Annotated in this window: 13 protein-coding genes; 8 read left to right on the top strand and 5 right to left on the bottom strand. The window is 73.9% G+C overall.

What is annotated here, in order from left to right:
• Positions 1 to 133: 133 nt before the first annotated feature.
• Positions 134 to 340, bottom strand: coding sequence for a hypothetical protein (locus ACZ4WH_RS35720; protein WP_468188680.1), 207 nt, complete (start codon positions 338 to 340; stop codon positions 134 to 136).
• A gap of 107 nt (positions 341 to 447) precedes the next feature.
• Between ACZ4WH_RS35720 and ACZ4WH_RS35715 the strand changes: the two genes are divergently transcribed.
• Together ACZ4WH_RS35715 and ACZ4WH_RS35710 are read left to right on the top strand one after the other, a co-directional pair.
• Complete coding sequence (locus ACZ4WH_RS35715) at positions 448 to 2,841, top strand: molybdopterin oxidoreductase family protein (RefSeq protein ID WP_468188678.1); 2,394 nt, start codon at positions 448 to 450, stop codon at positions 2,839 to 2,841.
• Positions 2,838 to 3,329, top strand: a complete 492-nt coding sequence (locus tag ACZ4WH_RS35710; RefSeq protein WP_468188676.1) for a hypothetical protein — start codon at positions 2,838 to 2,840, stop codon at positions 3,327 to 3,329. The genes ACZ4WH_RS35715 and ACZ4WH_RS35710 overlap by 4 nt, the downstream gene beginning before the upstream one ends.
• A 9-nt stretch (positions 3,330 to 3,338) precedes the next feature.
• Here ACZ4WH_RS35710 and ACZ4WH_RS35705 read toward each other — a convergent pair whose 3' ends face one another.
• The 3 genes from ACZ4WH_RS35705 to ACZ4WH_RS35695 all read right to left on the bottom strand — a co-directional run bounded on the left by ACZ4WH_RS35705 (position 3,339) and on the right by ACZ4WH_RS35695 (position 5,840).
• Positions 3,339 to 4,412, bottom strand: coding sequence for a class I mannose-6-phosphate isomerase (locus ACZ4WH_RS35705; RefSeq protein ID WP_468188675.1), 1,074 nt, complete (start codon positions 4,410 to 4,412; stop codon positions 3,339 to 3,341).
• 1 nt (position 4,413) lies between these two features.
• Positions 4,414 to 4,827: an SRPBCC family protein gene (locus tag ACZ4WH_RS35700; protein ID WP_468188673.1), complete on the bottom strand. Its 414-nt coding sequence runs from the start codon at positions 4,825 to 4,827 to the stop codon at positions 4,414 to 4,416.
• Between the two features lie 206 nt (positions 4,828 to 5,033).
• Positions 5,034 to 5,840: a serine hydrolase gene (locus ACZ4WH_RS35695; RefSeq protein ID WP_468188671.1), complete on the bottom strand. Its 807-nt coding sequence runs from the start codon at positions 5,838 to 5,840 to the stop codon at positions 5,034 to 5,036.
• Positions 5,841 to 6,035: 195 nt separating this feature from the next.
• On the opposite strand from ACZ4WH_RS35695, the gene ACZ4WH_RS35690 reads away from it, so the two are divergent.
• The 5 genes from ACZ4WH_RS35690 to ACZ4WH_RS35670 all read left to right on the top strand — a co-directional run bounded on the left by ACZ4WH_RS35690 (position 6,036) and on the right by ACZ4WH_RS35670 (position 10,552).
• Positions 6,036 to 7,157 (top strand): permease, encoded by a 1,122-nt coding sequence (locus tag ACZ4WH_RS35690; protein ID WP_468188669.1) that lies wholly within the window; start codon positions 6,036 to 6,038, stop codon positions 7,155 to 7,157.
• A complete protein-coding gene (locus tag ACZ4WH_RS35685; RefSeq protein WP_468188667.1) occupies positions 7,154 to 7,882 on the top strand; it encodes a TIGR03943 family putative permease subunit in 729 nt (242 codons plus the stop codon). The genes ACZ4WH_RS35690 and ACZ4WH_RS35685 overlap by 4 nt, the downstream gene beginning before the upstream one ends.
• A 240-nt stretch (positions 7,883 to 8,122) precedes the next feature.
• Positions 8,123 to 8,725 carry an Rv1733c family protein gene (locus ACZ4WH_RS35680; RefSeq protein WP_468188665.1) on the top strand — a complete coding sequence of 201 codons (603 nt, stop codon included), beginning with the start codon at positions 8,123 to 8,125 and terminating at the stop codon, positions 8,723 to 8,725.
• Positions 8,726 to 8,901: 176 nt separating this feature from the next.
• Positions 8,902 to 9,351, top strand: a complete 450-nt coding sequence (locus tag ACZ4WH_RS35675; protein WP_468188663.1) for a peptidoglycan-binding domain-containing protein — start codon at positions 8,902 to 8,904, stop codon at positions 9,349 to 9,351.
• 136 nt (positions 9,352 to 9,487) lie between these two features.
• Positions 9,488 to 10,552 carry a YihY/virulence factor BrkB family protein gene (locus ACZ4WH_RS35670; protein WP_468188661.1) on the top strand — a complete coding sequence of 355 codons (1,065 nt, stop codon included), beginning with the start codon at positions 9,488 to 9,490 and terminating at the stop codon, positions 10,550 to 10,552.
• A 22-nt stretch (positions 10,553 to 10,574) separates the two neighbouring features.
• Here the strand turns inward: ACZ4WH_RS35670 and ACZ4WH_RS35665 are convergent, their stop codons facing one another.
• Positions 10,575 to 11,324 carry an SDR family oxidoreductase gene (locus ACZ4WH_RS35665; RefSeq protein ID WP_468188659.1) on the bottom strand — a complete coding sequence of 250 codons (750 nt, stop codon included), beginning with the start codon at positions 11,322 to 11,324 and terminating at the stop codon, positions 10,575 to 10,577.
• A gap of 141 nt (positions 11,325 to 11,465) precedes the next feature.
• Here ACZ4WH_RS35665 and ACZ4WH_RS35660 point away from each other — a divergent pair, with 141 nt between their 5' ends.
• A complete protein-coding gene (locus ACZ4WH_RS35660; RefSeq protein ID WP_468188657.1) occupies positions 11,466 to 12,752 on the top strand; it encodes a lysostaphin resistance A-like protein in 1,287 nt (428 codons plus the stop codon).
• The last annotated feature ends 184 nt before the right edge of the window (positions 12,753 to 12,936 follow it).

Here is a 12,936-nt window from a genome sequence, read left to right as displayed (position 1 = left end):
CCATGCCCTCGGACTGCCGACCGCGCCTCCGGAGTGCCGACCGAGACCGGACCCCCGGCCGAGCCCCGGACCCCGGCCGCGCCCAAACACACGTGGGCCTCCCCGGTCGCGCCGGGGAGGCCCACGTGTCCGACTACTCGTTCTCGGGCCGCTCGCCCTTCGGGCCACGGCCACGCTCCGTCTTCGGGCCCCGGCTCTGCCACTCCGGCTCCTCTTGCAGGGTCTCGTTGGCGACGGCGTTCGCGTCCTGGTCGGAGATCCCCGACCGCTCGGCCTCCTTGCGCAGCCGGGCCCTGCGGGTGTCGTACTTCTTGCTGCCGGGTTCGGGCACGATGATCACCTCCTGCTCCCGGGTCCCCGGGTCCCGTGACAGGCAAACACGGGGGAGAGGCCGCCGCGGCCGGGGTACTCGCGCGACAGCCCGAGGCGACACCCGGAGGTGGGACCGTGATCAACGACGACGACCGCATCGGCAATCCCTGGGGTCCACGGACCCCGTACGACCGAGGGACACCCTGGCCGGCCCGCACCGACCTGCACCTCGCGCCCGGCCTCACCGAGGAGGACGTGGAGCGCTGGGTGCCGTCCGCCTCGCTGCTGCACTCCAACGGCGACGCCATGGACATCGCCGTACGCCACGGACGCATCGTCGGCGTGCGCGGGCGCGCCACCGACCGGGTCAACCGGGGCCGCCTCGGGCCCAAGGACCTGTACGGCTGGCAGGCGAACGGCTCCCCGGACCGGCTGACCAGGCCGCTCGTGCGTGAGAACGGCCGGCTGGTGCCCTGCGACTGGGACACGGCCATGGGCCGGATCGCGGCCCGCACCCGGTACCTGCTGGACGAGCGCGGCCCCGGCTCGATCGGCTTCTACACCACCGGCCAGCTCTTCCTGGAGGAGTACTACACCCTCGCCGTGCTCGCCCGGGCCGGTCTCGGCACCAACCACCTGGACGGCAACACCCGGCTGTGCACGGCGACCGCCGCCGAGGCGCTGAAGGAGAGCTTCGGCTGCGACGGGCAGCCCGGCTCCTACGAGGACATCGACCACTGCGACGCCCTCGCCCTGTTCGGGCACAACATGGCCGAGACCCAGACCGTGCTGTGGGCGCGCGTCCTTGACCGGCTCGCGGGCGGCGACCCGCCCGCGCTGGTGTGCGTCGACCCGCGCACCACACCGGTGGCACGGCAGGCCACCGTCCACCTCGCCCCGCGCCCCGGCACCAACGTGGCCCTCCTCGACGCCCTCCTCCACGAGATCATTCGCACCGGGAAGGTCGACCGGGACTACGTCGACGCGCACACCGTCGGTTTCGAGGAACTCGCGGACATGGTCGAGCCCTGCACGCCTCGCTGGGCCTCCCACATCTGCGATGTCCCGGCCCCCGCGATCGAACGGGCGGCGGAGATCCTCGGCGGCGCCGAGCGGCTCACCTCCACCGTGCTCCAGGGCTTCTACCAGTCCCACCAGGCCACCGCCGCCGCCGTCCAGGTGAACAACCTGCACCTGATCCGGGGCATGCTGGGCCGCCCCGGCCGCGGCCTGCTCCAGATGAACGGCCAGCCCAGCGCGGAGAACACCCGCGAGTGCGGCGCCGACGGCGACCTGCCCGGCTTCCGGAACTGGCAGAACGACCAGCACGTCGCCGAGCTGGCCGAGCTGTGGAACGTCCCGCCGGAGCGCATCCCGCACTACGCGCCGCCCACCCACGCGATGCAGATGTTCCGGTACGCCGAACAGGGCACGCTCCGGATGCTGTGGATCACCGGCACCAACCCGGCCGTGTCCCTGCCCGAACTCGCCCGGATCCGCTCGGTCCTCTCCCAGGACCGGCTCTTCGTCGTCGTCCAGGACCTGTTCCTCACGGAGACCGCCCAGCTCGCCGACGTGGTGCTGCCCGCCGCGACCTGGGGCGAGAAGACCGGCACCCTCACCAACGCCGACCGCACCGTGCACCTGTCCGAGAAGGCCGTCGAACCGCCCGGCGAGGCCCGCGCCGATCTGGACATCTTCCTCGACTTCGCGGCCCGCATGGACTTCCGCGACAAGGACGGCGGCCCGCTGATCACCTGGCACGACCCCGAGTCGGCCTTCGCCGCCTGGCAGCGGTGCAGCGCCGGCCGTCCCTGCGACCAGACCGGGCTGAGCTACGAGCGACTGCGCGCCGGTACGGGCATCCAGTGGCCCTGCACCGCCGACGCCCCCGACGGCACCGCGCGCCTGTACACCGACGGCATCTCCTTCGCCCACCCCGACACCTGCGAGAGCTACGGCAAGGACCTGGTCACCGGGGCGGTCAACGAGCCCGTCGAGTACCGGTCGCTCAACCCGGACGGCAAGGCGGTCCTCAAGGCGGCCGAGTACCTGCCCCCGCACGAGGACGCCTCCCCGGACTTCCCGCTCCAGCTGATCACCGGCCGTACCGTCCACCACTTCCACACCCGCACCAAGACCGGCCGCGCCCCCGAGCTGAACGCCGCCGCCCCCGACGTGTGGGCGGAACTCTCCGGCGCGGAGGCCGCCGCCCTTGACCTGCACGCCGGCGACCTGGTCGAGGTCGGCACCCCGCGCGGCGCCGTACGGGCCCGGCTGCGGATCACCCCGATGCGGGACGGGGTGGTGTTCGTGCCGTTCCACTACGGCTACTGGGACACCCCCGGCGGACACCGCCCCGCCGGCGACGGCCCGGGCCGGGCCGCCAACGAGGGCACGATCACCGACTGGGACCCGGTGTCCAAACAGCCTCTGTTCAAGACCTGCGCGGCCCGCGTCACGCTCGTGGCCCGCGGCGCGCCGACCGCGCACGACCGCGCCGGCACCCCCCTGGGGAGCGCCCGATGAACGCCCTCACCCTCACCCTGCGCACCCTGCACCACGGCGAACGGCACCTGGAGAAGGACCTCATGGCGACCGCCGAGCGGCACCGCACCGAGCACGAGATCCACCATGTGGCCACCGACCTGGCCCGCTGGTCGCACGAGCACAGCGCCCGCCTCGCCGACACCGGCCACCACTACGGACTCGACCTGTCCGGCCCGCCCGACGATCCGACGCCGGGCCCCCTCGCCACTCTGCGCGCCAAGGCGGCGGAGGCCATGGGCCGCCGCCCGGAACCGGGCCTGCTGCTCCTGCACGACCTGCTCGACCTGCACCTGGCGGCCACCCGCAACTCCGTGCACTGGGAGATGCTCGCCCAGGCCGCGCAGGCGGGCCGTGATCCCCGGCTCCTCGCCCTGGCGAGCGACTGCCATCCACAGACCCTGCGCCAGATCCGCTGGACCAACACCATGATCAAGCAGCTGTCGCCGCAGGTGCTGACCAGTGTGTGAGCGCCGGGCTCAGATCCCCTCGCCGAGGGCGGCGACCACGGCCGGCCCGTGCCCGGCGGCGGTCAGCGGGGCGCGGATGTCCGCCTGAAGGTCCGGGACGTAGCCGAACAGGACGTCGGCGGGCCCGGTCACCCGCACCTGCCCGAGCGCGGCGGGCAGCAGCAGGGTCCGCGCCCGGCCGAGCCGGCCGGTCCAGCCGCCGCAGGTGACGGTCACCGGGGCGCCGGCGTTGCTGAGGATCTGCGCCGTCGCGAACGTACGGGCGAGGGGTGCGGTGCTGCCGGCCGTCCAGCGTTCCAGGGCGAAGTACGGCCCCGCGCACAGCACCGTCCGCGCCACCGAGTCGTCCACCGGCACACTCAGCCCCGGCTGGAACCGCGGCCGGGGCTCCGGCCGCCACTCGTCCAGCAGCCGTTCGATGTTCGCCTCCCGCTCCCGCTCGTCCAGCGGCGCGCCGTCCTCCATCCGCCAGGGCATGGCGTGCTGCTGGATGTCGGAGGTCTGCTCGATCTCGTACACCAGGGTGCCGGGCCCGAAACTGTGCAGGGTCCCGCCCGGTACGTACACGGTCTGTCCGGCGCGCACCGGCAGGCGGCGCATGACCGCGTCGAAGTCCTGCGCGAGCAGCGCCCGGCGCAGCCGCTCCCGGTCGACCCCGGGCCGCACTCCGACCAGCGCGGTCGCGCCGGGTACGGCGTCCAGCACATGCCAGGCCTCGGTCTTGCCGTTCGGCTCGCCCTCCAGGCGGCGGGCGGTGGCGTCGTCGGCGTGCAGATGCACGGGGAGGGTGCGCGTGCCGTCGATGAACTTGGTGAGCAGCGGGAAGCGCGGTCCGTGCGGGCGGTCGCCCAGCAGGCCGCCGGGGTCCTCCGTCATCAGCTCCCGCAGCGACCGCCCCGCCAGCGGGCCCTCGGTCACCGTGGCACCCTCCCCGTCGACGTCGCTGACCTCCCAGGTCTCGGCGACCGGGCCGTACGGCAGCGCCGTCCGGCCCAGCCGGTCGGCGAGGGCCCGGCCGCCGAAGACATGCTGTTTGACGGGCGTGCTCAGGCGCAGCGGGGACCAGCTCACCGGGTGCGGCATGTCAGCCGGCCGCGTTGTCGACCCGCATCCGCACCTGTTCCTCCAGCCGGCGCAGGCTGCCGTCCAGGGCGTCGCACACCGCCCGCTCGCCCGGGTCGTGGCCCTCGTCGAAGAAGGACAGGTGCACGGTCACCTCGCTGGCTCCGCTGCCGATGCCGGCCACCTGGAGCCAGCCGGCGTAGCTGCCCTGCTCGCGGGTGCCCCACTCCAGGCGCATCTGGTCCGGCTGGGACCGCAGCAGGGCCGGCATGTCCTCGCCGGAGCGGTCCTCGTGCACGGTCACGGCGGGCGGGTCCTGGACGTCTACGTGCAGTTCGCCCGGGAGCCAGGCGTCGAGCTGCGCGGTGTTGGCCGCCTGGTCGAAGACCTGCTCGGGCTGTGCGGGCATCGTGCGGGAACGTTCGTACTCGGCCATCGTGGTCTCGCCCCTCCGGTCGGAAGTCGTACCCCGACCGCGTGCCCCTTCCACGGCGACCGAAAAGCCCCGGCGACACCTTGCTCCCCGATCGCGCCAGGTGGTCACGGGCCGAGAGCGACGGCCATGCGGGTCAGCTCGGCGGTGTCGGTGATGTTGAACTTGGGTGAGTGGTTCGGACCACTGGAGCGCCGTTCGGGGGCTGCTCACGCCACGGCCGCGCGCGCCGTCCGCTCCACCAGGGACACGCCGTCGCTCATGGACGCGCTGCCGTCCGACAGCACCGCGACGAGATACCGGTGACCCTTGACGGTGACCCGGCCGACGCTGTTGACGTCCCACAGGCCCGTGGTGCCGCGCTGGAGCCAGCCGTTCTTCAGGGTCTTCCGGGAGCCCTCGGCGCCCGCCGCCGGGACACCCCACGTCTGCTCGGGCGCGACCCGGCTCATCAGGGTGCGGATGTAGGCGCGGGAGTCCGCGTCGAGCCCGCCGGAGCCCGCGTGGACCGTGCCACCGGTGTCGAACACCGCTCGCAGCAGCCGTATCTGGTCACGCGCGGTCGTCCGGGTCAGACCCCACTTGGCGCCGGGCCCGCCCGTCGTCGAGGTCAGCCCGAGGCGCTTGTTGGCCGCCGCCAGCCCGGGGGCCCGGCCGATCTGCCGCCACAGGGCGTTGGCCGCCGCGTTGTCGCTGCGCCGGATCATCGGCTCGGCGTGCTCCCGCTCCCGCGCGGTGAGCTGCCGTCCCGCGTCCTGTGCCTGGAGGAGCAGCGCCGCGAGGATGTCGACCTTGACGATGCTGGCGGTGTCGTACGCCCTGTCCTCGCCGTGGACCACGGGCGTGCGGCCGGTGCCGTCCAGGTCGAGCACGGCCGCCGTGGCGTGTGCCGAGGCGGCCGCGGCCGGGGTGGGGTGCAGGAGTCCGGTGGCGAGGAGCGCGGTGGCCGAGGCCATGAGGGCGCAGGCCTTGGCGCGTGCTGTGCGGGACAGACGGCGGGAGAGACGGGACGACATGGGTCACGAACGTAGACAACAGCGGCGCCCGGCGACGTGGTGCCCGTCACCTTCGGCCCCGTTCGGGCCGGATTGTGAGAAGAGCCACCGATGGGGTGCTTTGTTCCGCCCGGGTCGCTTCCGTGGCGGCGTGTACGCGCGGCCGGGTCCTCCTCCTCGCTTATCGTCGGCCAGAGGCCGACATCCGGAGTGAACATGGACAAAGCGGATGAACTGGTTGGTGTGGCGGAGGGCGCGGCGACCGTGACGCACCCCGATCCGCCCGCGCGCCGCATCCGGCCGTGGCCACTGGGCGCCGGCCCGGGGTCCCGACCGCTGGGCGCCGGCCCCAGATCCGGGCCGCCGGGCGCTGTTCCCCGGCCATGGCCGCTCGGCGCCGCCCTCGCGCTGACAGCCGGCGCCACGGCCGCGCTCCTCCTGGCCGGGACGCCTTGGCTGGATCATCCGGCCGTCCAGGCCTGGCGCACCGTCTGCCTGGCCATCACCGTCCAGGCGCTCCCCTTCCTGCTCCTCGGCACCGCCCTGTCCGGCGCCATCAACGCCTTCGTGCCGGCCGACCTGTTCACCCGGGTGCTGCCGAAGCGGCCGGCCCTCGCCGTACCGGTCGCCGGCGCCGCCGGCGCGATCCTGCCGGGCTGCGAGTGCGCCTCCGTGCCCGTCGCGAGCAGCCTGATCCGCCGTGGCGTGACCCCGGCCGCGGCCTTCGCCTTCCTGCTCTCCGCCCCCGCGATCAACCCCGTCGTCCTCACGGCCACCGCCGTCGCCTTCCCGGGCAACCCGGCGATGGTCGCCGCCCGGCTGCTCGCCTCCCTCGCCACGGCGGCCGTCATGGGCTGGCTGTGGCTCTGGCTCGGCAAGGAGGAGTGGCTGCGCCCGCTCCTGCGCCACCGGCACACCGGCCACCGGCACGGCCACAGCCGCTGGACCGAGTTCCGGCTCGGCTTCCAGCACGACTTCCTGCACGCCGGCGGCTTCCTGGTGCTCGGCGCCACGGCCGCCGCCACCTTCAACGTCACCGTGCCGGGCTCCGTCCTCGACACCTTCTCCGGCTCGCCCTGGCTCTCGGTGCTCTTCCTGGCCGTCCTCGCCGTTCTGCTGGCCGTCTGCTCGGAGGCCGACGCGTTCGTCGCCGCCTCGCTCACCGGCTTCTCGCCGACCGCCCGGCTCGCGTTCCTGGTGGTCGGCCCGATGGTCGACCTGAAGCTGATCGCCCTTCAGGCGGGCACCTTCGGCCGTGCCTTCGCCTGGCGGTTCTCCACGGCGACCACCGTCGTGGCGGTCACCGCGAGCGTCCTGATCGGAGGCGCGCTGCTGTGAAACGCCCTCTCCAGGCCCTGCTCCTGGCGCTGACCGGCATCGGCCTGCTGCACACGGCCCTCCTCACCGACACCTACCTGCGCTACGTCAAGGCCGGACTGCGCCCGGCGCTGATCGTGTCCGGCGTGGTCCTGCTGCTGCTCGGCCTGGCGGCAGCGGTCACCCGGGACCGGCACCACGCGGCCGGGGACACCGGGCACGGCCACGACCACGGCGGCACCCCACGCGTCGCCTGGCTGCTGTTCCTCCCCGCGCTCAGCCTGCTCTTCCACGCCCCGCCCGCGCTCGGCGCGTACACCGCGGCCCGCGCCAACAACAAGCCCGTCGCCGTACAGAAGGGGTTCGCCCCACTGCCCGCGACCTCGCCGGTGCCACTGACCCTCACCGACTTCACCAAGCGGGTCCAACAGGACCGCAGCCGGGCCGTCGAGCACCGCACGGTCCGGCTGACCGGCTTCGTCACCCCGGCCGGCCACGGCGACGGCTGGTACCTGACCCGCATCATCTTCTCCTGCTGCGCGGCGGACTCACAGACGGTCAAGGTGCGCGTGTACGGCAGCGAGGCACCGCCCGCAAACACCTGGCTGGAGGTGACCGGCACCTGGCACCCGCGCGGCACTCTCGGCACCAGGACCGCGGAGGCGGCACTCGACGTCAGGGACGCCCGGCCCGTCGCCCAGCCGGTGAACGCCTACACCGACGACCTGCCGCTCACGCCGTCCTAGGACCGCGCAGCGCCGACTCGAAGGGCCGTCCAGGGCGGGCTCCCAGGGCCCGTCCGGGCCTCTCACACGGCACCGCCGGCCGGAGCCCGCCCGATCCGGAAGAGAAGCCCGGTCCCCAGCGGACGACCGGCGAGGAGAGGTGCAGGATGGTGTCATGACCCTCGCTCGGGCGACCGGGTCCGGGAGACCGCGGGGCCGCTGCGGGTTCCGGCCGCCGGTGGGCGGGAGGAGGCGGTGACGATGACACGGACACCTCCCACGACGGTCACCCGGACGCGGCTGTGGCGGTGGCGGCGCAACCCGCTCCGGCGGCACAGCGATGTCGTCGAGGCCTGGATCGTCCTCGCCGGCTGGGTGCTGGCCGTGGTCGTCGGGGTCTTCGCGGGCCTGTGGGCGGCCCAGGCCTCCCAGTCCGCGTTCGCGGCGCGGCTGGCCCAGGTGCACGCCGTGTCCGCCGTGCTCACCGACGACGCGGCGCGGACCCCCGCCGCGGGCACCGGCTACGACGACGGGCGGGTGTGGGCCACCGTGCGCTGGACCGACGCCGACGGCTCGGCGCACACCGACCGGGCGAAGGTCTTCCCGGGCGCCCCCGCCGGAACCCGCGTGATGGTGTGGACCAACCAGGCGGACCGGGTCGTACCCGCCCCCGTCACCGGAGCGGCGGCCGACCTTCAGTCGGCGCTCACCGGTGTCCTCGTCGCCCCGGCGGCCGGCGCGCTGGTGTGGGGCGCGGGATGGCTGGTGCGCGGCCGGCTCATCCGGCGGCGCCTGGCCGAGTGGGACGAGGAGTGGAGGCACATCGGACCCCGGTGGGGAAACCTCAGCGGAGGGCGGGGCTGACCCGCGCTCGCGACCGGCGCGTGCGCCCCCTGGACCTACCACGGAGGTTGTACACCGGTCCGGCCCTACCGCGGCCGTTGGAGCCGGGCGTCAACTCCCTGGTTGGCGACGGGCGATCCCCCGGCACGTAGCTTGTGTGCCGTGCCGAGAGGCACTCGTCAACCAGGGGGAAACACATGCAGAGGAACATCTTCACCAGGACCCTCCTCGCCACCGCGACCACGGTGGCGCTGGCCGCGGGCAGCCTCGCCGCCGCAGGCACCGGCTTCGCGGCGCCCGCGACGGCCCACCCGGCGGCGGCCACCGAGGCCGTCACCCCGCAGGCGGTGAACAACCTCGGCCTGAACGCCACCCAGGCGAAGAAGGTCCAGCGCTGGCTGAAGACGTACTGGAACTACCGGGGCTCCATCGACGGCAAGCTCGGCACCAACAGCTGGAAGGCCTTCCAGCGCTGCCTGAAGAAGTACTGGGGCTACACCGGCCCGATCGACGGCGTCGTCGGCAAGGGCACGATCAAGGCGCTCCAGCGGCTCCTGAAGGACAGCTACGGCTACCGCGGTCCGATCGACGGCATCGCGGGCTCCGGCACCAAGGCCGCGTTCAAGCGGTTCGCCAACGCCCACTGAGTCCCGCACGACGGCCCGTCCGCAACGCCCTCCGTCCCGCTGCCGGGCGGAGGGCACCGGGCGGCAGCGTCGGAGGAGACGAGGCCGACGAGTGAACCGGGGGCGTGATCACGCCCTGCGCGGTTACCCGGCCGGTATGGCGAAGCTGCACGTACCACGGCGGCACCACAGGCAGGCCGCCGACGAGACCCCGGAGCCGCGGATCCCGGCACCGGACGAGGCCGGACCCGCCCAGGACGTCGAGCGGCGGGCACCGGACACCCCCGCGAAGCTGCCCCGGCGCGCATGGTCGGCGGTGTTCAGGGGCTCGCTGCGCGAGTTCCGTGACGACGAGCTGACCGACCGGGCCGCAGCCCTCACCTACTACGCCGTCCTGTCCCTGTTCCCGGCCCTGTTGGTGCTGGTCTCCCTGCTGGCTGTCGCCGGCCGGTCGGTCACGGACAAGGTGCTGGCCAACCTGCGGAACCTCGCGCCCGGCCCCGCCCGCGACATCATCACCCGGGCGGTGGAACAGCTCCAGAACGGCGCCGGCACCGGCTCCCTCGTGGCGATCATCGGCCTCGTGGTGGCCGTGTGGTCGGCGTCCGGCTACGTGGCCGCGTTCATCCGCGCCGCCAACGCCGTCTACGACATGCCCGAGGGCCGCCCGGTCTGGAAGCTCCTCCCGGTGCGCGTCGGCGTCACCGTCGTCCTGATGGTCCTCGCCGTGGCCAGCGCGCTCATCGTGGTCTTCACCGGCGGCCTGGCCAGCCGGGCCGGGGACGCGCTCGGGCTCGGCGACACGGCGCTGACCGTATGGGCCATCGCGAAGTGGCCGGTGCTGGTTCTGCTCGTCACCGTGATGATCGCCATCCTGTACTGGGCGACCCCGAACGCCAAGGTCAGGGGTTTCAGGTGGATCACCCCCGGCAGCGTCCTCGCCCTGCTGATCTGGATGGCCGCCTCCGCCGGCTTCGCGTTCTACGTCGCCAACTTCGCCTCCTACAACAAGACCTACGGCACCATGGCTGGCGTCATCGTCTTCCTGGTCTGGCTCTGGATCACCAACCTGGCCGTCCTGCTGGGCCTGGAGTTCGACGCGGAGACCGTACGACAGCGGGCCATCGCCGGCGGCCATCCGCCGCGGGCCGAGCCGTACACCCAGCCCCGCGACACCAGGAAGTGGGACGAGGAGGACGTACGCCGCCTGGACGAGACCTGACGCGCCCGCCCTCCCCGCTCCGTCACGCGGCGTGTCCGCCGTCCACCGAGAACTCCGCGCCCGTCACGTACGCCGCCTCCGGCCCCGCCAGGAACGCCACCATGGACGCCACCTCGTCGGCCGTACCGAACCGGCCCAGGGCGGTCATCGCCGCCTGACCGGACGCGTACGGGCCGTCGGCGGGGTTCATGTCCGTGTCCGTCGGCCCCGGATGCACGACGTTCGCCGTGATCCCGCGCCCGGCCAGCTCCCGCGCCAGAGCCTTCGTCAGGCCCACCACGGCCGACTTGCTCATCGCGTACAGCGTGGCCCCGGGCCCCGGCACCCGCGCGGTGACACAACTGCCGACGGTGATGATCCGCCCGCCGCGCTCCATGACAGCGGCGGCGGACCGCGCGGCCAGGAACACTCCGCGCACGTTCACGGCGAGGAGCCGGTCGACGTCCGCGAGGGACAGGCTCTCCAGGGGCGCCATGATCCCGACGGCCGCGTTGCCCACCAGCACGTCGAGCCCGCCCAGTTCCTCCGCCGCGCGCCGCACCGCGCCCGCCGCTTCCGCCGCGTCCGCCGCGTCGGCGCGCAGCGCCACCGCCCGCCGCCCCAGCGCCTCGATGTCCCGCACGACCTCCTCGGCCGCGTCCTTGCCCCGCACATAGGTCACGGCCACGTCCGCGCCCTCCCGCGCCAGCCGCCGTGCCGTCGCCGCGCCGATGCCCCGGCTGCCGCCGGTGACCAGCGCCGTCCTGCCCCGCAAATTCGCTCCTGAAGTCATGGCTCCATCCCACCCGACGGCCAGAGGGAGCACCGGCGGCGAACGGACATCGACCTCGCCGGACGGCCGAGCGGTCAGCCCTGCGGGCACCGCGCGCGCACGCCGATGGCGCGCCCGGGTGTCTTTGGGCAGGCTGACGGCATGACACAGCCACAGCCACTGCTGCTGCCGCATCCACAGGCGAAGCTCACCGAGCAGCTTCCGTACCACCGTCTGGCCCGCCTCTCACCGCGCTACCGGTGGTGGCGCCCCCTGCTCGGGACCCTGGTCGTGGCCGTGGCGTACATGACCGCCGTGGTCGTCCTCATGCTCGTCTTCGTGGCCCTGGGCTCGGGCATGGGCTACCCCCAGGACGCCGACGGCTGGCCGGAGTTCGGCCCCGTCTCCGGCACCGCCGTGGACCTGCTCTCGATCGCCGTCGGGATACCCGTCCTGCTGCTGGTCGTGCGCTGGATCGGGCGGCGCCCGGCCGGCACGGTCTCCTCCGTGACCGGGCGGCTGAGATGGCGCTGGCTGCTGCTGTGCGTGCTGACGGCCGTGCCGATCCTCGGCCTCGCGATGGGCGCCATGCTCCTGCTCCCCACGGACGGCGAGCCGGAGAGCCAGTGGGTGGGATGGCCGGCCTTCGGGCGGGCCCTCGCCATGCTGGTGGTGCTGGTACCGGTGCAGGCGGCCGCCGAGGAGTACGTGTTCCGTGGCTGGCTGACACAGACCGCCGGGGCGTTCCTGCGCTCGCCGTGGACCGCGCTCCTGCCCCAGGCGGTCCTGTTCGCCGCCGCCCACGGCTGGGGCACGCCCTGGGGGTTCGCCGACCTCGTGGTGTTCGGCGTGGCCGCGGGCTGGCTGACCTGGCGCACCGGCGGACTGGAGGCGTCCATCGCCCTGCACACCGTCAACAACCTTCTCGCCTTCGGCATCTCGGCCGCCGTCGTGGACGGGCTCAGCAGCGACGAGACGGCGGCCGACGCGAACTGGCAGCTCGTCGTGTTCGACGTGCTGAGCATCGCGCTGTACACGGCGGCCGTGGCGTGGTGGCTACGCCGCCGCCGACTGGACCGCACGGCTCCGGCACCACAGCCACCGGCACAGCCGCCGGCTTTCGCGATGGGGTACCCGTACGGCAATGGTGTTCCGGTGCCGCAACAGTGGGCGGGGCCGGGTGCGGCGGGTGCCGCGCCGTGGGTCGGGCAGCCGGGACCGGGATCGGTTCCGGGGGTGGTGGCGAGTGCTCCGGCATCGGCGGGGCGGTCGGGACCCGGTGCGGCCGGTGCTGTGCCGTGGGCCCGTCAGGCCGGGCGGGAGGCGGGCGTTCCCCTGACGGCACCGGACGGGCCCGTCCCGCCACCTTCCGACGGCCGGCAGGCGGAGGGTACGACCCTTCCGCCCGCATCTCCGGGGGCCGGGGGAGACTGCCCGGACCGTGCGTAGGTCCGTGCCCGGGGGAGACGGCCCGGACCGTGCGTAGGTCCCGGCCGGTCTCGGCGTCCGGGCGCCCCCATTCACCGCGTGGGCGCCGCCCCTCGGGCTCAGGCGGTGTGCAGGGCCGCGTGCAGCGTGCGGACGGCCATGGTGATGGCGGCCTCGGCGGCGTGCGTGCCGCGCAGGGCGTTGA

This window comes from Streptomyces sp. NPDC029138, assembly GCF_055564375.1.
This window is presented reverse-complemented; position numbering and strand designations above follow the sequence as displayed.